The organism is Flavobacterium sp. CF136 (assembly GCF_000282055.1).
In the GTDB taxonomy this organism is placed as follows: Bacteria; Bacteroidota; Bacteroidia; order Flavobacteriales; family Flavobacteriaceae; genus Flavobacterium.
This window is the reverse complement of sequence record NZ_AKJZ01000049.1, coordinates 31,107-55,633: the sequence shown is the minus strand read 5'-3', so window position 1 is coordinate 55,633 and position 24,527 is coordinate 31,107. Positions and strand designations below refer to the sequence as shown.

Sequence of the window (24,527 nt, the reverse complement as noted above, 5' to 3'; positions counted from 1 at the left end):
GAATTCTTTTTAAGAAAGAAGTTTAATGAAATACTATTTTTGAGATTTTTAGAATCATTCAAAATCAAAAAATAGAAAGAATATAAAAAAATGAGAAAGGTATACCTCTCGCTTTTATTGTTGATGAGTTCGCTGTCTTTTGCACAGCGAACCGTCATCATTAGCACAGATAATGTTGTACAGACCATGGACGGTTTTGGAGGCTCTGATGCATGGAGAACACAGTTCGTTGGAAAAAATTGGCCAGAGCAGAAAAAGAATGCGATTGCTGATTTGCTTTTTAGTAAAGAAATTGATGCACAAGGAAATCCAAAAGGAATCGGGCTTTCGATCTGGAGATTTAATCTGGGTGCAGGAAGTACAGAACAAGGAGAAAAAAGCAAAGTTTCTGATGAATGGAGAAGGAGCGAATGTTTCTTAAATGCCGATGGAACATATGATTTTTCTAAACAAGAAGGACAAAGATGGTTTTTACAGGCGGCTAAAAAACGCGGTGTCGAAAAATTTCTGATTTTTACTAATAGTCCGCCGGTTTATATGACAAACAACGGATTATCTTTTGCATCTCAAAAGAATAAACTGAATCTAAAAGATGGAGCAATTCCAAAATTTGCCGATTTTTTAGTTCAAAGTATTCAGGGATTAGAGAAAAAAGAAGGAATTAAATTCGATTATATCAGTCCTATAAATGAGCCGCAATGGGAATGGATGCCTAAAAGCGGTGATCAGAACAGTCAGGAAGGAACTCCGGCAACCAATCAGGAAATTTACGATTTGACCAAATCACTTTCAGAAAAACTCAAAGCTGAAAAAATGAGCACAGAAATTGTGATTGCAGAAGCGGCGCAAATCAATTATTTATATGAAAATGTAAATGGGGAAAACCGCGACAATCAGATTGACTATTTTTTCGGAAAAACCAAAACCAATATTTCTAAACTTTCTAATGTAAAAAACGTCATTTTAGGACACAGTTATTTTACAACATGGCCAGTGGATAAACAGGTTCTGAGCAGAAAATTAATCGCTACAGAAGTTAAGCAAAAGCCGGGATTAAAATATTGGCAGTCTGAATACTGTATATTAGAAAATCCGGGAGAATCCGAAATCCCCGGAGGTTCAGGCGGAGGAAGAGATCTGGGAATGCAGACCGCATTATTTGTAGCGCGCCTGATACACAATGACATTGCAGTTGCGAACGCTGCTTCATGGCAATGGTGGACATCAATTACACGTGTAGACTATAAAGATGGCTTAATCTATCTGGATGACGGAAAAAGTAAAGGAGGAACCACACCGGAATATGTAAAAAACGATGGGGAATTTCATGATTCAAAATTGCTTTGGGCTTTAGGAAATTATTCTCTGTTTATACGTCCGGGAATGCTGAGAGTTGATGTTCCGAATCAGGATGAATTAGGATCAGCAAACGATGTAATGCTTACTGCTTACAAGGATACGACAAACAAAAAGCTAATCGTTGTAGCTGTAAACTGTGGAAATTCTGCTCAGAAATATAAATTTGATTTATCTAAAGGAGCATTAAAAAACAATGAACTGACACCTTATATTACGGCTGAAAATTCAAATCTAAAAAGAAGTGGGGCTCAAAAAATTGATAATCTGGAAATTCCGGCAAAATCAATTGTCACTTTTGTGGGAGAATTACAATATTAGTTTTCAGCCGCAGTTTTCAGTCACAATTTGGAACTGAAAACTGCGACTGCGACTGAATACTAAAAAAATATATTAACAAAAAAACTATAAATAGTGATTACTAAAAAAATCTTATTACCCATTTTTATTTTCTCTTGCCTGTCAGCTTTTAGCCAGATATCGTTTGGAGATTCCAAAAAAATCAATGATAACTGGAAGTTTAACCTTCAGGATACACCCGAAGCTCAAACCGCCAACTATGACGATAGTAAATGGCAATCGGTAAATGTACCGCATGACTGGAGCGTAAAAGGACAGTTAAGTCCAACATTAGCGAGTTGTACAGGTTATTTGCCCGGTGGAATTGCATGGTATAGAAAATCAATTAATGTTCCTCAAAGCAAAAGCGGTGAAAAAGTATATTTATATTTTGAAGGAGTTTACAACAGAAGTGAAGTTTTTATCAATGGACATTCATTAGGAAAACGTCCAAACGGATATATTTCTTTTGCTTATGATGCTACTCCACACATAAAATACGGAGGAGAAAATACTATTTCAGTTCGTGTCGATCACAGTCAGAGTGCTGATTCAAGATGGTATTCAGGTTCAGGAATTTACAGAAATGTCTGGTTGGTTTATGCAAATCCGGTTCATATTGCACAATGGGGAGTTTACGCTTATCCGGAAATGAATAAAGGCAACGGAACTTTGAATGTTGAGGTTGATGTAGAAAATGGTTCAGCAGCAAAAACAAGTCTTACCGTTGTAAATGAATTAATTTCAAAAGACGGAAAATCAGTTGCAAAAGCGACAAGTAAAATTGATGTTGCAGCAAATCAAAGCGGAAAGATTTCGGTTAAAATGAATGTTAATAATCCTAAATTATGGGATTTAGACAATCCAAACTTATACCAGCTTAAAACAACCGTTTTAAAAGGCGGAAAAGAAATCGATAAAACAGTTACACAGACTGGTTTCAGAAACTTCACATTTGACCCGAATAATGGTTTTGCCCTTAACGGAAAATGGATGAAAATGAAAGGGGTGTGTTTACATCACGATGCAGGAGTTTTAGGTTCTGCCGTACCACGTGAAGTTTGGAAAACAAGACTAAAAACACTTAAAGAAATTGGAGTAAACGCAATCCGTACAAGTCATAATCCGCAGGCTCCGGACTTTTATGAGCTTTGTGACGAATTAGGATTACTGGTATTAAATGAAGCTTATGACGAATGGGAATTTCCTAAACGCAAATGGTTAGAAGGTTGGAATTACGGAACTCCGGGATTTCAAGGATCGTTTGATATTTTTGCAAATTGGGGAGAAAAAGATCTGGAAGATTTTGTACGCCGCGACAGAAACCATCTTTCCGTATTCGGATGGAGTATTGGTAACGAAGTAGATTACCCTAACGATCCATATTCTCACCCTGTTTTAGACAAAGGAAAAGAAGGCTTTGGACAAGCGGCTTATGGAGGCTACAAAAAAGATGCACCTGATGCAATGCGTCTTGGAGCCATTGCAAAACGTTTGGTTGCTGCAGTTAAAAAATATGATAAATCCCGTCCGACGACAGCAGGTTTAGCTGGAGTTGCAATGTCTAACGAAACAGAATATCCGGGAGCCTTAGACATTACAGGATACAATTATACAGAAAGTAAATACCAGTCAGATCATGAAAAATACCCGAACAGAGTAATTTTTGGAAGTGAAAATGTTCATGACATGGAACCTTGGTTAGCCGTAAAAAACAACAAACATATTTTCGGACAGTTTTTATGGACAGGGATTGATTATTTAGGAGAATCAGGAAGATGGCCTTCAAGAGGGTTTTATTCAGGATTAGTTGATTTTGCCGGAGTGATTAAGCCAAGAGGATATTTCCGTCAGTCATTATGGTCAGATAAACCAATGGCTTATCTTGGAACATATCCATTAAAAAATGAAAAAGATATTTCTAAAGATGCCTGGGCAATCTGGAATTACGGGCAAGGAGAAAAAATCCGTGTGGTTTGTTACACCAATGCTGCAAAAGCACGTTTGGAATTAAACGGAAAAGTAGTAGGAGAAACTAAATTATATGACGAAAAAACCGGAATTATTTACTGGGATATTCCTTTTGCTTCAGGAAAATTAGAAGCAGTTGGTTTAGATTCCAATGATAAAGAAGTAAGCCGTTATGCAATTACATCAACACAACAGCCGGTTGAATTGACAATTGCAGATAAAGATATCACGATTGCCAAAGACAAAGGTGTTGCCAAAATTATGGTTCAGGTAAGAGATCAAAATGGCCTGCCGGTAATGCTTTCAGATAATGAAGTTACCTGTACTATTACCGGTCCGGGAACATTATTAGGACTTGAAGCAGGCAACAACAGTGACATGACTGATTATACAGACAATGTACAGAGAGTTTTTCACGGTCACATTGCAGCTTACATTCAGGCAAATGGAGATTCAGCAGAACCAATAAAAGTTACGTTTACAAGCCAGTGGTTAAAACCGGTTGAAGTTACTGTAAATGTAAAATAGCAGTTTTATAAAATAAAAAATTTTGGTTAGTTTTTTAAATTGCCAATTAACCTGTCTGCCTTTTAGTTTTGCAGACGGGTTAATTGTATTTAATAAAGTAAAGTTTATTATATTTGAAGTGTAGTATTTACATTTATTAACGTTATTCAGATTAAAATGAGAATTAAAAATAAAATTGCTCTGGCTTTAGGAATTGTTTTGGTGTCAGTTTCTTCTAATGCACAAACCAAAAAAACTTTTAAAAACGGAGAGTTTAAGCAATGGGCACAAACACCGCCAATGGGTTGGAACAGCTGGGATTGTTATGGTTCTACCGTAGAAGAACACGAAGTAAAAGCCAACGCCGATTATATGGTGAAAAACCTTAAAAAATTCGGTTGGGAATATATTGTGGTTGACATCAGATGGTTTGTAGAAAATGATAAAGCCGGAGGATATAATCAAACCGATCCTCGTTATGTAATTGATCAATACGGAAGATATCAGCCTGCTTTAAACCGTTTTCCATCTGCAAAAGACGGACAGGGATTTAAGCCTTTAGCCGATTATATCCATAAAAAAGGATTAAAATTCGGAATTCATATCATGCGTGGAATTCCTAAAAAAGCAGTTGAAGACAAAATGCCGATTAAAGGCGCCAACGGAATCACAGCCGACCAAATATATACCACAGCTTTGCAATGTGAATGGCTGAAAGATAATTATACCGTTCTTGCAGACAAACCGGGAGCGCAGGAATATTACGACTCTTTGTTTGAACTTTACGCACAATGGGGAATAGATTTTATTAAAATTGATGATTTATCAAGACCGTATCACGAAGGTGAAATTAACCTGATCAGAAATGCAATTGATAAATGCGGACGTAAAATTGTTTTAAGTACGTCACCTGGTGAAACTCCAATTTCTGCAGCATCACACGTAACTACACATGCCAATATGTGGAGAATGGTTGATGATGTCTGGGATACCTGGCCACACGTTACACACTTGATGGATGTTGCTCAAAAATGGTATCCGTATATCGCTCCGGGAACATGGCCGGACTGCGATATGATTCCGTTAGGGAGAATTTCATTAAGGGGAGAACGTGGCGAAGACAGGATGTCCCGTTTAACCAAAGACGAGCAATACACGCTGATAACGTTTTTTAATATCTTCAGATCACCATTGTTTTTTGGAGGAGATTTACCAAGTAATGATGCTTTTACATTATCATTATTAACGAACAAAGAAGTCGTAAAAATGCATAATGAAAGTACTGCCGTAAAACAGCTTTTTCAGAAAGACGGAAAAATAGCTGTGGCTTCAAAAAATGCAAAAGACGGAAGTGTTTATCTGGCTTTGTTCAATATTTCGGATGCAAATTCAGAAAAAGTGACTGTAAATCTTTCAGATCTGAATCTTTCAGGAAAAGTAGAATTGACCAATTTATGGACAGGAGAAAAATCGAATGTTTCGTCAGGTGAAATCTCGTCAGTTTTAAAACCTCACAGTTCAGTTTTGTATAAAATTAAAAGCAAAAAATAATGAGAAAAATATATCTAACCCTCGTATTATTTTTAATGCTCCTTAATGGTTTACAGGCTCAGAACAACACAAAGGGAACCCCGCCGATTATTGCAGACAAAGACTTAACAGCCTATTTATTTGTCTATTTCACAGGAAATGCTATTGAGGATGAAGCTGTTCGATATGCTGTCAGTGCAGACGGATATCATTATTATCACCTTAACAATAACAAACCGGTTATAGACAGCAAAGTAATCAGTTCTACAGGCGGCGTCCGGGATCCGCATATTTTGCGTGGAGACGACGGAAAAACATTTTATATGGTATTGACCGATATGACTTCATCAAAAGGATGGGACAGTAATCGCGCCATGATTTTACTAAAAAGTACTGACCTGATAAAATGGCAAAGCAGTGTTGTAAATATTCAAACCACATATCCCGGAAACGAAAACCTGAAAAGAGTTTGGGCACCACAAACCATTTACGATGCCAAAGCTGGTAAGTATATGATTTATTTTAGTCTGCAGCATGCCGGAGGACCTGATAAAATTTACTACGCTTATGCGAATAAAGATTTTACAGCTTTAGAAAGTGCTCCAAAATTACTTTTCGTTCCTAAATCTGAAAAAGCTTGCATTGACGGAGATATTATTGAAAAAGACGGTATTTATCATCTTTTTTATAAAACTGAAACAGAAAGTCCTGGTATAAAAGTAGCCACAACAACCGATTTGACATCTGGAAAATGGACAGAAAACGATAATTATCTGCAACAGACCAAAGATGGAGTAGAAGGTTCCGGTATCTTCAAACTAAATAATTCTGATGATTATATTTTGATGTATGATGTTTATACAAAAGGAAGATATCAATTTACAAAAACGAAGGATTTAGAAAATTTTACGGTTATCGACAATGACATTTCAATGGATTTTAATCCGCGTCACGGAACGATTCTGCCAATAACACGTTCTGAGCTTAAAAGAATTACAAATAAATGGGGAATGCCGGCGAAATACCCAAAAGTAAATAACAACCCGGTTCTGGAAGGATATTACGCAGATCCGGATATTTTATATTCCAACAAAACAAAGAAATATTACATCTATCCAACCAGTGATGGATTTGATGGCTGGTCCGGGACTTATTTTAAAACCTTTTCTTCAGATAACTTAAAAGACTGGAAAGACGAAGGCGTAATTTTAGATCTTAAAAAAGACGTCACCTGGGCAAACCGAAATGCCTGGGCGCCATGTATCGTAGAGAAAAAGATAAAAGGGAAATACAAATATTTTTATTATTTCACTGCAGCACAAAAAATAGGTGTTGCTGTATCAGATAGTCCAACAGGGCCATTTAAAGACAGTGGAAAAGCTTTGGTAGCTGCCAGACCCGAAGGAGTAAAAGGTGGACAGGAAATTGACCCGGATGTTTTTACGGATCCTAAAACCGGAAAAAGTTATTTGTATTGGGGTAATAATTATATGGCCGTAGCCGAATTAAATACGGATATGATTTCATTCAAAGGAAGCACAAAATTAATTACCGTAGATAAAACTTTCCGTGAGGGAACTTACATCATATACAGAAAAGGAACGTATTATTTTATGTGGAGTGAAGACGACACCAGAAGTCCGAATTATAAAGTACGATACGGAACTTCAAAATCGCCTTTAGGTCCAATTGAAATTCCTCAAAACAATATTGTAATCCAGGGAATTCCCGATCAGGGAATTTATGCAACCGGACATAACTCAGTATTGCAAATCCCGAACAAAGACGAATGGTACATCACGTATCACAGATTTTCCTATCCAACAGGAATAAAAATGGGTGAGGCCGGAGGTTTTCACCGCGAAGTCTGCATCGATAAACTGGAATTTAACCCGGACGGAACCATAAAACAAGTAATCCCTACACATGAGGGAATACCTGCAATTAAATAGTTTAAGTTTTGGTTTAGTTGTGAAAAGCTGCTCTATTTTGCCCCGGAGCAGCTTTTTTCTATTTTATGAATTTTCAGTTTTTTAGATTAGGAGCTGATTCCTGCTATCCGCTGTATCTTTTTCTGGCTAAAGAAGCCAGAAAAAGGATGTCGCTTCTATCAGGGCTAGGGTTTTAGGTTTCATATGAATGTTTGTGCATTACTAATTTTATGTTAGCGTTTTTAAAGACATAAACGATGTGTGCTAAAGACTATTTAAATTACAATTTCTTACTACAAAAGTATGAGACAAATTAATCCCCCTAATTAATGATTAATAGGAAATTATCATATATTTGAATAACAATAAAATTTGACATTTGTCAGACATAACCACCCAATTTAGGAGTGATAAGTCGGATGTCGTCAGATATATATACAAGTTGGCGATAATACGCGCAAAATGAGGAAAAATTCAACAACTTTAAACAACCAATGAATAAAAAAATTTTCATATCTTATAGCTGGGGAAACAGTGAAGATCAAGAATGGATAGTTAACTTGGCAACAAGATTAATGAATGACACAGTAGATGTTGTATTAGACAGATGGTCGTTAAAAGATGGACACGACATTTATAGTTTTATGGAAGAAATGGTGAAATCTGAAGAAATATTTAGAGTTCTTATTATTTCAAATAAAAAATATACAGAAAAAGCAAATATAAGAGAAGGTGGAGTTGGAACTGAAACTCAAATAATCACTCCAAACATCTATTCAAAAGAAAAGCAAGAAAAATTTATTCCAGTTGTATTAGAAAGAGATGAAAATGGAGAGCCTTTCCTTCCTATTTATTTAAAAAGTAGAAAATATATTGATTTTTCTAGAGTAGAAAGTTTTGAAGATAGCTATGAAGAACTTTTAAGAAATATTCTCGAAGTTCCTTCAATACCAAAACCAAAACTTGGAATTAAACCACCTGTTTACATTACAGAAAGAACGGTTAATTTATCTGAAACAAATAATAAACTAAGAACAATTGAAAATCAATTAAAAAAAAACAATTCAGTTTCTACCAAAGAACTTAACAATTTTATAGATTTATTTTTAGAGAACTTATGGAATTTTGAACAAAAGGATACACCAAATAATTTTAATTTATATGGAGAACAATTGTTCAATAGTTTGATATCATACAAACCATTAAGAGAAGATTACATAAAATTTGTTGACATTCTTTCTTCTAATGAAATTGATAACTCAGAAGAAACATTAATTGAATTTTTTGAAAATGCTCCAATATTTAATATCCCAAGAGAGGAAATTGGAAGCTGGACTACAACAAGATTTGAAATATTTAAAATTATTTTTCACGAACTTTTTATATACACAATAGCCGTTTGTTTAAAAAACAAAAATTATGAATTGGTTGCAGATTTGTTACATTCAAAATATTACAAAAAAGACAAATATAAAAGTAAATCTGAACCGGAATCATTCGTTTTTTTATATAATTATCACGAAAATTTAGAAAATTACAGTTTTCGAGTTTTTAATAAAATAACTGGATTTGGAGATTATATAATTACAAATTTATCAGAAAACTTAAAAAAAGAAGATTTAATCTTAGCTGATACATTATGTTATTTCGTTAGTTACTTAGACAAGAATAGTATATATGATACTTGGTTTCCTAATACTTATTTATACGGAGAAAGGTCTAACACAAATTTCTTTGAAAAAATAACTTCGGAAAAGCATTTTGAAAAAATAAAAAAAATATTCAACATAAATACAAAAGAAGAATTACAAGAAAAGTTGAATTCATCTATGAATAACTCAAAAGAGAAAATTAGATATGGAAGGGGATCATTTAATTCTATTCCTTTTATTTTCGAACTAGTCAAACCCGAAACTATAGCTACTTACAGATAGTACTACCGGTAGCGCGAGAACGTTATGTGATAGTTTTCTAAACCGAGAATATGAACAATAAAGATGAAATATTAAAATACTTTTCAGATAGTGAAGGACTAATAAGTACTTTAAATTCCTTTTTTAAGGAACTAGACAGAAGGAATTTAACGAAAATTTCCAGCATTGATATAAGCGAAAAACACGGATCGATCACTATTCGATTTAAAGTTAATGAAAAAGAAAAGGAAATCATTGTAGATAAGATTGTCAAAAAATATCAAAACATTCTAAATGTGCAATGTTTCAAATGTGGCAAACTTAACGGAAGAGAAGATTATTTGTGTAATGAATGTATGGAGAAATTTCGTGAGGAAAACGCATACAAGGACATAAATTCTGAAGGATTTTCATATATTGAAGAACACTACAATCGTATAAGAAAATTTACAAAGTGGACTGAATTGGAGAAAATAGAGCTAATAAAACAAGATGCTTTTGGAAGAATAATAGAAGAAATCAAATTTAAACTACTTGAAAAGAAATCAATAGAAATACCAAATGATTTACCAATAGAAACAGATATTATTTATTGTAGTTATTTGACCAGAAACTTTTACACATTATTAAAAAGTATACCTAAAAAACTTTTATCTGCTACTGACATTGTTGACATAGAAAAAACTTTTAAAAATTTAGAAAATGAATTCGACAAATGGCGGTTAGAAAATTAAACCATCACATAACAGCCACTACAACGGATTTGGGCAATTGGCTTAATGGGAAAATGGTTTTGTATTTGGGATGATTTGGCAAATCCGAAAATAGGGCTTAATTTAGTCCCAAACCCGCTGTAGCGCGAGAACGTTGTATGACATTTTAAAAGAGAGAGAGTGCAAAAATCAAATTCAATATTTTTAAAAACCCAATTAACTAAATTTCTATCAGAAATAGGAATTGAAAATTTTTTGATTGAAGACCCCGACGAGTTGGAATATATTATTGAATATGACCCCGAAGAAAAACAAGGGTCGAAAACTAACTCTGATGATATTATGAAATTTTGGTCATTACCCGAAAAAATTGGTAAAAGACAAAGCTTAAATGAGATTTGTGATAATTTGACAACATATAAAAATGAATTGCCACTGTGGATAAAATTAGCACCAACCGAAAATAGCAACGTCTTAAAATTATTAATAAGCAAAAGATTTAGAAAATTACAGATAATTGAAGAATGGCATACTTCTAATGAATACAAACCAATACTGAAATAAAAACGTCATACAACACACGCTACAAGCAATTTGGGTATTTGGTTTAATGGAAAAATTGGTTTGTATTTGGAAGATTTGGCAAATCCGAGAATAGGGATTAATTTAGTCCCAAACCCACTGTAGTACCAGAACGTTGGTGGCAATTTTGCGAAACATCTACATTAGTTAACAAGAAATAAAAAAATGAAATTAACAATTACAATCGGACTTCTTTTAATTGGACATCTTACATTTGGACAAGACAGAATTCAAAAAATTGACAGTTTACTTAATTCTCTTTATTCAAAAGAGAAAATCAATGGAAATTTTCTAATTGCAGAAAAAGGGAAAGTTATTTATAGCCATAGTTTTGGACTTGCAAACGAAACAACAAAAGATAAATTGAACGAAAATTCGATTTTTGAATTGGCATCTTGTTCAAAGCAGTTTACAGCTATGGGGATAATGATACTTAAAGAAAAAGGGAAGTTGAATTTGGACGATGACATCAAAAAATACTTGCCCGAACTTTCTTTTTACAAAGGTATAACTGTAAGAAACTTATTAAATCATACTGGAGGTCTACCTGACTATATGAAGCTTATGGATAGTTTATTTGACAAATCTAAAATTGCCACTAACAAAGACATAATTAATATATTTAGTAAACATCAACCAAAAATATTATTTGAGCCAAATACTAAATGGGAATATAGCAACACGGGCTATGCACTATTGGCATTAATAATTGAGAAAGCATCGGGTTTGACATACGCTGACTATCTAAAAACAGCTATTTTCCAACCGTTGAAAATGAAAAATACCTTTGTCTACAATCGTAGATTATCGCCAAAGAAAATTGACAATTATGCTTTTGGTTATGTTTACTCAGATAGTTTGAAAAAATATGTTTTACCAGACGAATTGAAAGAAACTAAAATAGTTATTTGGCTTGATGGTGTTGTTGGAGACGGAGGAGTTAATTCAACTGTAAAGGATTTATTGATTTGGGATAGAGCATTATACACCAATAAATTACTCACAAAAGAGGGAATGAAAGCAGTTTTTGAATTAGCAACTTTGAAAGACGGAGCTAAAAGGAATTATGGTTTTGGTTGGGGAATTGAAGAAAATGCTGATTTTGGAAAAATTGCAAACCATGACGGTGGTTGGCCAGGTTATGTAACTTTTATCGATAGACATATTACAAATGATAAAACAATAATAATACTTCAAAATCACAACAACGTTACAATTCCTTCAAAAGCAATTAGAAGTATTCTATATAATAAACCATTACCTGTACAAAAAATCAGAAAAGAAATTATTATTACAAATGAAGAACTTCAAAAGTTTGTTGGGACTTATCAAGTTGAAAAAGATTTTGAAATCAAAATTTCATTAGATAAAGACCAACTATTTTCACAATTGACAGGACAAAATGTGTTCCCGATATTTGTAGAAAGTGAAATGTTATTTTTCTATAAAGTAGTAGATGCACAAATTCAGTTTGAAAAGAACGAAAAAGGAGAAATTTCAAATTTGTTTTTATTACAGAATGGAAATAAGATAGAAGCAAAACGGACGAAATAAAAACTGCCACCAACACACGCTACAAGCAATTTGGGGATTTGGCTTAATGGAAAAATTGGTTTGTATTTGTAAGATTTAGCAAATCGGAAAGATAACGCTGATTTAATCCCAAACTGTTTGTAGCGCGAGAACGTTGGCTGTGATTTAACGAACCCGAAACGGACACAATGAACAAAATACAAAAATCGATTTTCGGACTGAATTTAATTTATGACAAGGGTTCAAAAGATGAATTATTGTCCCTTGCAAAGGGACTTTTTGACGAATCTGAGCTTAAATCAATTTCACTTTTCGACAATTGTTATTCTTCTTTGACTTGGAATAATAATTTAAAGAAGCAATTTGACGATAACACAATTTCTTTTGAGAATAGATTAGATTATGTTACAAGTATAAATGATCACATAATAAGAATGCATCAATTAAACTATTTGTTAAGAGCGTTGCTTACAAATAATGAAGTTATTGAAGCTCTAAAGACTTTAGAAAAATATTCTGAACTAGAGGTTAGAATTTTTGACAATCCAAAAGTTATTGGTTATCGATTGCTTTTAGAATACTACGCAGAAATATCTGATTACGAAAAGTTTATTGAGTTAATAAAGCAATGTGAAATATCAAAAGAGAAAAACCAAATACAAAGAATTAAAAACATTTTCATTGCAAACTTTGCTTTGAAGTTCGGTATCGAAAAAGTAATTAAGGTTTTAAACACAAAAGTATTTGGAGAAAAATATATTTACTGTGCCTTAATTGCATTGACAAAGCAAGTTGATTATATGACAATGAAGAACTTATTAGCTAACAACACATTCTTTAACACATTTGACAGCAACAATAAAACCCAAATTTTAGTGGAAACATTTGAAAATGCTGCAAAGAATCAAAATTTTTCTGATTTGAACTTTGAAGAATTGTATGAAAAAGTTTTGTCTATTGACCCAAAAATTAAGGCAGGTGTTGTGCGTTTAAAAGACATTCTTTTTGTTAAACTTGGACAATATTCAACTAAATTGGATTATGTGATTAGATGTAAAAAAGAAATTACAAGTAATGAAATGAAAAAAGAATTATCGATAGTTGAGCAACAATTAAAAAAATAAACCACAGCTAACAACACCTACAAGAAATTGGCGGTTCAGTGGTTAAATGAAGCATTGTGCTTCGTATCAAGTTCAGTGCAGACAGTTTTGTGCTTCGAAATCGCCAACTTCTTGTAGCTGCCAACCGTTAGCTGTTATGTTAAAAAAAAAATACTGTAATGAAAAATGAAATTATAATCGGAAGATTAAAAGAAAGTGAAAATCAATTAGAAAAAATTGTAACTGAAAGTCTAAAACTAACAAAGAATAAAACTCAATCTGAATTTTATAAACTTTGGAAAGATCATGACAGCAATAAATATATTGAAAGTATGTTCAATGATTTGAAAACAAACATTGACAAATATTGGTTGAATGATAAGTACAATAAAGACATGAATAAAAGCTTCAATATGCTTTATTTCGAACATAGTGGACTTTACGGTGGAGAATTTGACACATTTGCCATCGATTTCAATTACAATAGCAATCAATCACCCATTTTTGAAACTATGGATGATAGACTTAATTATTTAGAAAATATTTCTTGTTTACCTGGTTGTGAAATTCCATTACTTTACGATTTGACAAGAGAAATTCAGGGAAAAGAAGATGATTTCGATGATTGGGATGACTTAATGGACATTTATAATTTATTTGAAACCACAGCACTTATTGAAGCACATAAAACATTTTTAAGGGCTGACAATGAAAAGCTGTTTAGTAAATTGAATTTTAAAAAGCCTTTTTATTTAGTGGTTGGTGAACACGATGCAGGAGCTCCTAAATTAATATATGTAATTGAATAAAATACAACAGCTAACAGCTACTACAACGGATTTCTGCAATAGGCTTAATGGGAAGTTGGTTTATATTTGGGATGAGCTGGTAAATCCGAAGAATGGGCTTAATTTAGACCCAAACCCGCTGTAGTACCAGAACGTTGTGCGAAATACTCGAAAACCGAACAGAATCTAAAGAAATTTAAATGGGAAAAACTGACGATGTTGATCTAATGTTAATTCTTAATCCTCACGGTTGGGGAACTTGTTTATTTTTTATTGAAAGTAAAATTACAATAGTAGATTTAACTTTAACATTTGGAAATCCATTTATTGATTTAATACAATCATTAGAAAATATAATTAATAATCAAAATGAAACAGAATTTTATTGGTTTGGCGAACCTGGAGGAAATAGAATTAGAATTAATAAAATAATAAATCAACAGAATAAAGTAAATGTTTCAATTGAAGAGTTTGATGAGGAATTCGGTGAAAAAATAGAGGATTATGAAACCAAAGTAAGTTTTGAAATAAAGACTAAGCATTTATTGATACTTTTTTATAACCAATTAAAGAAAACCGAAATGCTAATGAAAGATACTGAATATGCTAGTAAACGAAAAAATGATTTTCCATTTGATGAATTCAAAAAATTTGAAACAAACTACACGGAATATATAAATAGAAAATGCTAAAAGTACGATCGCATAACAGCTACTACAACGGATTTTGGCAATTAGCTTAATGGAAAGTTGTTTTTGTATTTGGGATGTTTTGGCAAATCCGAAGAATGGGCTTAATTTAGTCCCAAACCCGCTGTAGTACCGGAACGTTATAGGTAATTTTAAACACTATCGGTAAATTCAATAACTTAATGCAACAAACTATAATTTATTTTTTATGGAAAAAAAACTTAGAACTCACATAGAAGAGGTAGTAGTTTTAACGGATAACGAGTTTTCAAATATAAATGCCCTTTTCACTCCAAAAAAATTTAAAAAGAAGGAATTTCTTATCGAAGAAGGTAACGATGTAAAATATGCTTATTTTGTAGTATCTGGACTTTTAAAACTTACTTATACCAATGAATCTGGAAAGTCGCACATAATATCTTTTGCAATGGAAAATTGGTGGGAAAGTGACTTTCCGGCTTATTTCACTCAAACCAAAGCAAGCATGTCATTACAATGTTTGGAAGATACCAACGTATTATGTATTTCTTTAGAAAATTATCAAAAGGTATGTTCACAGTTTCAAAAAATGGAAAGTTTCTTACTCAAAAAAGCAAATTCTGGTTTTATTGGTGCACAAAAACGTATTATATCGTTATTGACCAGCAATGCAAAAGAACGTTATGCTCAGCTATCAAAACAATATCCCGGACTATTACAAAGAATACCGAAAACCCAGCTTGCATTATATTTAGGGGTTTCAAGAGAAACACTAAGCAGACTTTATTCATAAAATACAAATAAGCTAAATTCGTGATGTAGCTCACACATTTCTGATTTTTTTCTTCACAATTTTGTAGTGTAATTTTTAAAGAAAAAAAATGAAAAAACAATTAACAAACGTAGCTATAACATTATTAACAATTATAAGTGTTTCAGCGCAGAGTAAAAAAAATCAAATGGAAAAGCGAATCACCAACCCTTGGGAATGGCAAAATGCCCGTAGTTATGTGCAGGCTGTCGAAGTAAAAAATGTAGAAAGCACACTATATATATCGGGCCAAACAGCCACAGACTTTGAAGGAAAAGCAAGTACTGACAGTATGAAAAGTCAATTGACTCAGGCCATACAAAATTTGGAACAAGTAATCAAAGAGGCTGGTTATGAATCAAAAAATATTGTACGATTGAATATTTACACCACATCTTCAGAAGAATTTATTGAATGTTTTGATGTTTTTCAGAAATGGATTGAAAAAAATAATATTAAGCAAGTCAGCACATTACTTGAAGTTAAAAGCCTTTTTGAAACATTAAAAATTGAGTTAGAGGCGACTGTAGTGAAGTAAGGAAATCCAAACTGGCGCTCGTTTATACACAACACTCTGGTGCTTGCCTGCGGCGAGTACCTACATAAAATTAAAACACAAAAGGTAGCGTTTGCAACGCGGTAAATAAAACACTATTCAATACTTTCATCTGAAAATTTTAAAATAATAATTGAATCAGATATTCAAGTTATTTGGGGTGTAATTTCTGCAGTAAGGAAATCTGAAAACCCAAAATTTGACAAAGAAAAGTTTCCATATGTTGAAGGAAACGACAACGTTTGGAATAAAGACAAATTTAAAGTTGAAAACTCAATTTTTTGAAATAACTGCCTGGGATAGTTCATATACAATCATGAAATTTAAAGATGCAGAAATATCAGAAAAATTTAAGAATCACTTTGACGAAGCAATAGAATTAGATAAATACAAATTTTAGAACATAAAATATAGCGCATAACACATGTTTCAATCGATTTATGGATTTAGTGGAATTACCATTTTATTTCATATTTTCGTTTAGAAGAAAATACTCTGCTATAAAGCTCGCAAACAGCTTGAAGAGTGAGAACGTTACCTGTTATATTGACAAATCGACTTTTGTAAATAAACTAATGAATAGGACAAAAACAAGTATACAGTTAGAATGGGAAAAATTCAGCCACTTATTCAAGCGAGAAGAGGTTTGGGCAAAAACAATTTTACTAAAAGAAGGGGAAATCGCTAAAAAAATTTACTTCATTGAAAAAGGTTGCTTTAGACTTTCTTTCAATAATGATGGTAAAGATATTACCTTTCAATTTTTCTTTGAGGGTGAGGGTATTTCATCTGCCGAAAGTTTTCGATATAATCAGCCAAGCCTTTATTCGATTGAGAGTCTGGAATCATCTATAGTACATTCACTTACTAAAACAGACTATTTTAAAATCATTAAAAATTCACCATTAATTAAGCAAGACATCGAAGAACAAACCATTCAACGGCTTTTATACATCGAAAAACTCTTTCTGTCCAGGATAAAAAACAGCCCGGAAGAACGATATAAAGAATTATTAGAGCAATACCCAAAAATCCTTCAAAGAGTGCCTCAGCATTATATTGCTTCTTTTTTGGGTATAACCGCTATTTCTTTAAGCAGAATCAGAAACAGGCGATAGCATTTATTAACAATTGTTATCTTTTAAAAATTGTTTTATTACGAATTTTGTTTCAACAAAAGTTAAAAACTAAAATTCTAAAACCATGAAAAAATTCACAATTCAAATTCCTGACAAAGATATTGAATATCTCAGTCAAAGGCTTACAAATGCCCGTTGGTTTAATTCAACTATTGACAATAACTGGGGGAAAGGTGTGCCAGTGAAGTATTTAAAAAAAGTAGCAGACTATTGGCTAAACAAATTTGATTGGAAAAAACAAGAGGCTATCCTCAATAAATTTCCGCAATTTATCTCGGAAATTGATGGGCAAAATATCCATTATTTACATGTTAAATCAGCAAAGTCAAATGCCACACCGTTGATGCTTATTCATGGTTGGCCAGGTTCATTTGTAGATTTTATCAAACTTATCGAACCGCTTACCAATCCACAAACTGAAGACCAAATTGCTTTTGATTTGATTATTCCTTCTATTCCCGGTTTTGGTTTTTCAACGCCAGTAAAAGACAAAGGTTGGAATATGATTAGAATTGCGAAAGCATTCACAACATTAATGAAGGAACTGGGTTATGAGAAGTTTGCCGTTCATGGTGGCGATATGGGTGCTGGTATAGTTGGTATCATGTCAGGTGTTGCGGCATACAGCTTAATTGGTACACATATCAACTCGGATTTTTTTGCAGTTGCGGGGCTTGGGATGTTTCCTTCTGATAATTCATTTTTTACAAATGAGGAAAACATGAGTTTAGAACGAATGAAACAATACAAAAAAGACGGAACAGCATATTTAGAAATCCAGTCTACAAGACCACATACCATTGGCATTGCATTATCAGATAGCCCAATCGGCCAATTGGCCTGGATACTTGAAAAATATAAAGAATGGTCAGATGAAGATAAAAATTTACCAGAAGATACTATTGATATTGATCAAATTCTAACGAATGTTTCACTATACTGGTTCAATCAATTAGGTGCATCAAGTGCAGAGATTCTTGCTGAAAATATGAGTATGGCTTTCGATTGGGGTGGCGATAATTTGCAGGAAGCCAATCAATGGACTCCCCCAAAAGTTCAATCAGCGATAGCTTGTTTTGGAAAAAAAGAAGATGAATCTTTATTAAAAAAATTGACTTCATTTATGGGTGAACCAAATAGATGGACTTTTTATGATAAAGGTTGCCATTTCCCAGCAATGGAAGTACCCACCTTGCTGGTAAATGATATTAGAGAATTTTATTCAGGCAAAATTAAATAAGATGAATAGAAAAGAAATCATACAGCTACGCTTGTTTAATCAAGGTTTATCAACTAATTGTTTTGAAAAATCTGATGAAGTTGTAGCTCATTTTGGGGCAATACAGGCTCAAGATTATTTAATGGCACTTTGGGCGGTAGGTTTACGCATAAAAAGCCCCAATCGAAGCGCTATTGAAAACCTAATCAATTCGGGTGAAATTATCCGAACTCATATTTTGCGACCTACCTGGCATTTGGTGCATCAAAAAGATATTCGGTGGATGCTGGAACTTTCGGCACCTAATGTAAAAAAAGCTACACAGTATGTTGATAAAAAAGAAGGGTTGACAGATGAACTATTCTTAAAAGCATGGAAAATAATTGAGCAAAAATTCAGAGAAATTGATAATCTTACCAAAGAGGATATAATGACGTATTTATCGGAGCAACAAATCACAGTTGGTAACTTGTTGGCAACACAAATCATTATTAGAGCCGAATTAGAAATGCTTTTATGTAATGGAGAAAAAAAAGGAACCTATGCTCTTTTTGAAAAAAGAGTACCCATGACTGGTAAAATCTCAAAAGTAGAAGCCATTACAAAACTTACGCAGTTGTATTTTAAATCACGAGGACCTGCCACTTTAAAAGATTTTGCATGGTGGAGTGGTTTGAGTTTGGGTGATGCGAAAATAGGGATTGCTGAATTAGACAAACGGCTTGAGTATTTTATATTTAATGATTTGAAATATTATTATTTTAAGATTGAAAGTAATATTCCCCAAAAAACTACTTTCGCTTTATTACCGTGTTACGACGAATATACAGTAGGTTATTCAGAAGGTAGAGATATAGTTTTACCAACTGATTTGGATAAGTCAAAAATCGGGAACGGTATTTTTAAATCAATAATTTTATCTGAAAATGAAATTGTCGGCACTTGGAGAAAAAGCAAAAAAAGTCCCTATTTTGAAATTCAGACATTTTCAGACAACAAAGAAATTCTGACAATGAATGCCAAAAAACATATCGAAAAATTTAACACATTCTCCAGATAAGTTGAAATTGAAGACCACACTGGCATTCGTTTACACACAAATCTGGTGCTTGCCTGTGGCGAGTACCTACATAAATTAAAATACAAAAAATAGTCTTTGACACAGTAATAAAACCTTATGAAAAGCTGTGCAAATGTCATTTGCACAGCTTAGGTGAGAATACTGTTTGTCTGGGAATGTAGAAACTGCTGTTTTTTAGGTTAATCTTAATTTATTGCAACTCCTTCATACAGCGTAGTGATTTTATTAAAATCTTTTGCCATAAGTGCTGTACTGCTAAAAACACTTGCTGGTTTAAGATTGTTTAAATTATCAAATGATTTTTTTAAGAAATCCCATTCCGATTTTTGAAATTTAAGTAATTCCTTTATTTCCATTGTGTTCTCGGATGTTGCAAGGAGGATATTGATACCATTTTCAAAACCTTCTATGCTTTCACTTAACTCCTTGTTGAGATTAGTGTATGGAACTTCCCAGTATTTGGCAGTATATAACATTGCTATACGCTGCAAGTACATGCGTTGACGCCCACACTCATTGGTAAGTTTTGCTCCTCTGTTATTGTTATTGGCTTGCAATTTTTGCACCACTATTTCAGATATGGTAAGTAGGTCGTTTGAGTTCTTGATGATAGTGGTAGCTTGACTTATGTCTGGCGTGTCGGTAACTACTTGTCGGAATTTAGCCCAGATAGATTCTTCCATCCGCAAGGCATCTTTAAGGTCTTGAGCCTTGGCAAATAAAGTCAAATCATGAAGGTTTTCGTTAAAGATTGAGGTGACTTCATCCATGTCGGCTTTGGCTTCCTCTATTCTAATTCCTGCTCCTATGAGCAGATAATCTTTTGCCATACGCTGTGATAAGGCACGCTGAAGACCGGCTTTGTTTATGGCAGCTCGCAAAGTTATGGTTTGGGCACTTGTTGTCATGGATACTAGTAAAAATGCAATAAAAAGAGGTACTCTTTTTTTCATGGTAATTTGGTTTAAGGGGTTTTTAATTTAGTTTGTATAGAAAGGGAAAAAATTTACATTACCAGTATTGGTAAATTCGTTTATTGTAATAATTGTATAGAGGGGAAGTGCAGGCTTTTTATGAACATTTTCTTCAATAATCAGATCTTTATTTTCATGAACTGTTATAAAAAAAAGTTGACCTCATGGGCGGGTATCAAGTTTTTATGGGGAAGTCATGTTTTATTCTTTTGATAGGATTCGATAGAAAAACAGCCCTGATACAGATTACCCTACCAAAGAACTGTTATTTATAAAAAAATAAAAGGAGGAATAGAATTTTTTATAAATCGAGAGATTATGGTATTTTTTATCACAAGTGATTTTTATTGGAAAAGATTGAGCAGCACCTTTTTCAATTCTCAATTTTCCAATGTATTTTGCGTCAAAAACCAAGGAAACATAATTATGATGTTCCCGGTAACCTATGTCTTGAAGAGAGATTGAACATTCTTTCCCTGTAAAATTGAACGAAACCGAAGAAGCTGTTCCGATTAGCACAACATTATTATCCTGAAGTTTGTCAACCTGGCCTTCATAAAGAAATGTATTGATTTTATTTTGTGAAGTCGAAACAATCGAAATCAACAAAAACAAAATTAAAAGCGGTATTTTTTTGAAAAACATAATTTATTTGTTAAAATATAAACACTATTAACAAATATACCCTAAATGAGTTATCAAAAAAGATACTAAAATATCAAAATGCAATAAAAAAACACCAAAAACAGTTCTGTCATTTATTCAGCTCCGGCATTCATTAACAACCATAAATGTTCAAAACCTTATTTAGGTTTGAGAATATCAAATTAAAATACAAAATGTAGCGTGTGCGGTAAATAAAACTAAAGCAACTATTAAAAGAGTTCTTTCTTTATGAATAAAATTACCAATGAGTTAAGACAACTCTTTTTTCAAAAACTTAGCCGTATAGCTTTTTTTACTTTTCGCAACTTCTTCCGGAGTTCCTTTTGCAATAAGTTCTCCGCCGCCTTTTCCTCCTTCAGGACCAATATCGATAATATAATCGGCAAGTTTAATGACATCCATATTATGTTCGATAACAAGAATCGTATTTCCCTTATCAACCAGTTTGTTAATCACATCCATTAAAACACGAATGTCTTCAAAATGCAATCCTGTTGTTGGCTCGTCGAGAATATAAAATGTATTTCCGGTATCTTTTTTAGACAATTCTCCTGCCAGTTTGATACGCTGTGCCTCACCGCCGGAAAGCGTTGTGCTTTGCTGGCCAAGAGTGATATACCCTAAACCAACATCCTGAATTGTTTTTACTTTTCGGTAAATTTTAGGAATATTTTCAAAAAACGGAACCGCTTCATCCACTGTCATATTCAACACATCCGAAATAGATTTTCCTTTATATCGAATCTCCAATGTTTCCCTGTTAAAACGTTTGCCCTGACAAGTTTCGCATTCTACATAAACATCAGGCAAAAAGTTCATTTCGATAGTTCTAACTCCGGAACCTTCACAGGTTTCACAGCGACCGCCTTTTACATTAAAACTAAAACGTCCTGCTTTGTAACCACGAATCATACTTTCAGAAGTCATGGTAAACAGGTTTCTGATTTCAGTAAAAACTTCAGTATAAGTTGCCGGATTCGAACGTGGCGTTCTTCCAATCGGACTTTGGTCAATATCAATTACTTTGTCAATATGTTCTAAACCTTCTATTTTTTTATAAGGCTGTGGTTTTTTCACACCATTAAAATAATAAGCATTTAAAATAGGGTAGAGTGTTTCGTTTATCAAAGTTGATTTTCCGCTTCCTGAAACCCCAGTCACACAAATCATTTGCCCTAAGGGCAATTCAATCGTAACATTTTTTAAGTTATTTCCGGTTGCTCCCGAAAGTTTCAAAAATTTACCATTTCCTTTGCGTCTCTCTTTTGGAATCTCCAGTTTCATTTTACCATTCAGATATTGAGCAGTAATCGTGTTCGATTTTAAAGTTTCGGCCGGAGTTCCAATACTGATGATTTCTCCACCGTATTTTCCGGCTTTAGGTCCAATATCAATCACATAATCGGCGCGTTCAATCATGTCTTTGTCATGTTCAACCACAATAACCGAATTTCCAATGTCTCGTAATTGCTCCAATGAATGAATCAGTTTTTCATTATCTCTTTGGTGCAAACCAATACTTGGTTCATCCAAAATATATAAAACGCCAACCAATTGTGAACCAATTTGTGTTGCCAATCGAATACGTTGAGCTTCACCACCCGAAAGTGATTTTGAACTTCGGCTTAAAGCCAAATAATTCAAACCAACGTTCATAAGGAAGTTCAAACGGTCTTTAATTTCTTTAACTACCTCAGAAGCAATCAAAAGCTGCTTGTCTGACAAATGGTTATTCAAATCCTGAAACCATGCAGTCAAATCAGAGATATCCATATCACACAATTCAGTGATGTTTTTATCATTGATTTTAAAAAATAAAGCTTCTTTTTTTAAACGTGAGCCTTCGCAAACCGGACAGTTAATTTCGTCCATAAAATCTTTTGCCCAGCGTTTTATAGTGGTCGAAGAAGTTTCATCATATTGATTTTTGATGAAATTGGATATTCCTTCAAAATCAATTTTATAATCGCGTGTAACACCTAAATCTTTTGAGTTTACGACGAATTTATCTTTTCCGCCATGAAGAATCATAGTCATGGCTTCTTCCGGAATTTTTTCAATCGGATCAGTAATTTTGAAACCAAATTTTTCTCCGATAACTTCTAATTGCTTAAAAATCCAGGACGATTTATATTCGCCAAGCGGAGCAAAACCGCCACTTTTGATAGATAATTTCGGATTCGGAATGATCTTTTTTACGTTTATTTCATGTACAGTTCCCAATCCGTTACAATGCGGACAAGCTCCTTTTGGAGAATTGAAAGAAAATAAATTCGGTTCCGGATTTTGATACGAAATACCAGTTGAAGGACACATTAAATTTCTACTGAAATAACGCACTTCATTGGTGTCCTGATCTAAAATCATCAGAACATCTTCGCCATGATGCATCGCAGTATTAATGCTTTCAGCCAGTCGTTTTTGATTGTCAGATGTATCTTCAATCAGCATTCTGTCGACTACAATTTCGATATCATGCGTTTTATAACGATCTAGTTTCATTCCGGAAACTAAATCCTGAACGTCACCATTTACACGAACTTTCAGAAATCCCTGTTTGGTAATTTGCTGGAATAATTCGGCGTAATGTCCTTTTCTGGCTCTAATAATCGGTGCCAGAATATTGATTCGTTTTCCGCTGAAATCCTGAATAATCAAATCCTTAATTTGCTCATCAGAATACGAAACCATTTTTTCGCCTGTGTTGTAACTGTACGCATCAGCGCCACGAGCATAAAGAAGCCTTAGAAAATCGTATATTTCAGTAATCGTTCCAACAGTAGAACGCGGACTTTTACTGGTTGTTTTTTGTTCAATCGCAATTACGGGTGAAAGTCCGTCGATTTTATCAACATCAGGGCGTTCTAAACCACCAAGAAACTGTCTGGCATAAGCCGAAAAAGTTTCTACATAACGACGTTGTCCTTCAGCATAAATGGTATCAAATGCCAAAGATGATTTTCCCGAACCAGAAAGCCCTGTAATGACTACAAGTTTCTCACGCGGAATAGAAATATCGATATTTTTTAGATTATGAACTCTTGCACCAAGAACTTCAATAGTATTGTCTTTATCTAGCATAAATTTGAGCAAAACGCAAAGTTACCACTTTGATTTGTTCTTTTAATGCTAGAGTATAGAAGTTTA

General features: G+C 33.4%; 19 protein-coding genes. 16 read left to right on the top strand and 3 right to left on the bottom strand.

Annotated features, from left to right (window positions below):
• Nucleotides 1-90: 90 nt before the first annotated feature.
• From PMI10_RS14780 to PMI10_RS14700, 16 genes are all read left to right on the top strand, one after another.
• Nucleotides 91-1,677, top strand: a complete 1,587-nt coding sequence (locus tag PMI10_RS14780) for a glycoside hydrolase (RefSeq protein WP_007809380.1) — start codon at nt 91-93, stop codon at nt 1,675-1,677.
• Nucleotides 1,678-1,770: 93 nt separating this feature from the next.
• A complete protein-coding gene (locus PMI10_RS14775) occupies nt 1,771-4,194 on the top strand; it encodes a sugar-binding domain-containing protein (RefSeq protein ID WP_007809378.1) in 2,424 nt (807 codons plus the stop codon).
• Nucleotides 4,195-4,350: 156 nt separating this feature from the next.
• Complete coding sequence (locus tag PMI10_RS14770; RefSeq protein WP_007809376.1) at nt 4,351-5,724, top strand: glycoside hydrolase family 27 protein; 1,374 nt, start codon at nt 4,351-4,353, stop codon at nt 5,722-5,724.
• Nucleotides 5,724-7,655, top strand: coding sequence for a family 43 glycosylhydrolase (locus tag PMI10_RS14765; RefSeq protein ID WP_007809374.1), 1,932 nt, complete (start codon nt 5,724-5,726; stop codon nt 7,653-7,655). The genes PMI10_RS14770 and PMI10_RS14765 overlap by 1 nt, the downstream gene beginning before the upstream one ends.
• Before the next feature lie 473 nt (nt 7,656-8,128).
• The gene (locus PMI10_RS14760; protein ID WP_007809372.1) at nt 8,129-9,568 is read left to right on the top strand and encodes a toll/interleukin-1 receptor domain-containing protein; all 1,440 of its coding nucleotides are present in this window, start codon (nt 8,129-8,131) and stop codon (nt 9,566-9,568) included.
• A gap of 50 nt (nt 9,569-9,618) precedes the next feature.
• Entirely contained in the window at nt 9,619-10,281 is a 663-nt protein-coding gene (locus PMI10_RS14755; RefSeq protein ID WP_007809371.1) for a hypothetical protein, read from the top strand.
• Between the two features lie 159 nt (nt 10,282-10,440).
• On the top strand, nt 10,441-10,824 hold the full coding sequence (locus PMI10_RS14750; protein ID WP_007809369.1) for a hypothetical protein: 384 nt from the start codon (nt 10,441-10,443) through the stop codon (nt 10,822-10,824).
• 183 nt (nt 10,825-11,007) lie between these two features.
• A complete protein-coding gene (locus PMI10_RS14745; protein WP_007809366.1) occupies nt 11,008-12,396 on the top strand; it encodes a serine hydrolase in 1,389 nt (462 codons plus the stop codon).
• Nucleotides 12,397-12,563: 167 nt separating this feature from the next.
• Nucleotides 12,564-13,499, top strand: coding sequence for a hypothetical protein (locus PMI10_RS14740; RefSeq protein WP_007809363.1), 936 nt, complete (start codon nt 12,564-12,566; stop codon nt 13,497-13,499).
• Between the two features lie 158 nt (nt 13,500-13,657).
• A complete protein-coding gene (locus PMI10_RS14735) occupies nt 13,658-14,287 on the top strand; it encodes a hypothetical protein (RefSeq protein WP_007809361.1) in 630 nt (209 codons plus the stop codon).
• Between the two features lie 179 nt (nt 14,288-14,466).
• Nucleotides 14,467-14,958 carry a hypothetical protein gene (locus tag PMI10_RS14730; protein ID WP_007809359.1) on the top strand — a complete coding sequence of 164 codons (492 nt, stop codon included), beginning with the start codon at nt 14,467-14,469 and terminating at the stop codon, nt 14,956-14,958.
• Between the two features lie 205 nt (nt 14,959-15,163).
• Complete coding sequence (locus PMI10_RS14725; protein WP_007809357.1) at nt 15,164-15,727, top strand: Crp/Fnr family transcriptional regulator; 564 nt, start codon at nt 15,164-15,166, stop codon at nt 15,725-15,727.
• Nucleotides 15,728-15,893: 166 nt separating this feature from the next.
• Nucleotides 15,894-16,283 carry a RidA family protein gene (locus PMI10_RS14720; RefSeq protein ID WP_035631939.1) on the top strand — a complete coding sequence of 130 codons (390 nt, stop codon included), beginning with the start codon at nt 15,894-15,896 and terminating at the stop codon, nt 16,281-16,283.
• Between the two features lie 593 nt (nt 16,284-16,876).
• Nucleotides 16,877-17,419 carry a Crp/Fnr family transcriptional regulator gene (locus PMI10_RS14710; protein ID WP_035631937.1) on the top strand — a complete coding sequence of 181 codons (543 nt, stop codon included), beginning with the start codon at nt 16,877-16,879 and terminating at the stop codon, nt 17,417-17,419.
• A gap of 85 nt (nt 17,420-17,504) precedes the next feature.
• Complete coding sequence (locus PMI10_RS14705; protein ID WP_007809349.1) at nt 17,505-18,680, top strand: epoxide hydrolase family protein; 1,176 nt, start codon at nt 17,505-17,507, stop codon at nt 18,678-18,680.
• A 1-nt stretch (nt 18,681) separates the two neighbouring features.
• The gene (locus PMI10_RS14700) at nt 18,682-19,719 is read left to right on the top strand and encodes a winged helix DNA-binding domain-containing protein (RefSeq protein WP_007809346.1); all 1,038 of its coding nucleotides are present in this window, start codon (nt 18,682-18,684) and stop codon (nt 19,717-19,719) included.
• A 206-nt stretch (nt 19,720-19,925) separates the two neighbouring features.
• Here the strand turns inward: PMI10_RS14700 and PMI10_RS14695 are convergent, their stop codons facing one another.
• The 3 genes from PMI10_RS14695 to uvrA all read right to left on the bottom strand — a co-directional run bounded on the left by PMI10_RS14695 (nt 19,926) and on the right by uvrA (nt 24,461).
• Nucleotides 19,926-20,693: a type IV pili methyl-accepting chemotaxis transducer N-terminal domain-containing protein gene (locus PMI10_RS14695; RefSeq protein WP_007809344.1), complete on the bottom strand. Its 768-nt coding sequence runs from the start codon at nt 20,691-20,693 to the stop codon at nt 19,926-19,928.
• A 267-nt stretch (nt 20,694-20,960) separates the two neighbouring features.
• Complete coding sequence (locus PMI10_RS14690) at nt 20,961-21,359, bottom strand: hypothetical protein (protein WP_007809342.1); 399 nt, start codon at nt 21,357-21,359, stop codon at nt 20,961-20,963.
• A 270-nt stretch (nt 21,360-21,629) separates the two neighbouring features.
• The gene (uvrA, locus tag PMI10_RS14685) at nt 21,630-24,461 is read right to left on the bottom strand and encodes an excinuclease ABC subunit UvrA (protein WP_007809340.1); all 2,832 of its coding nucleotides are present in this window, start codon (nt 24,459-24,461) and stop codon (nt 21,630-21,632) included.
• Between the last annotated feature and the right edge of the window lie 66 nt (nt 24,462-24,527).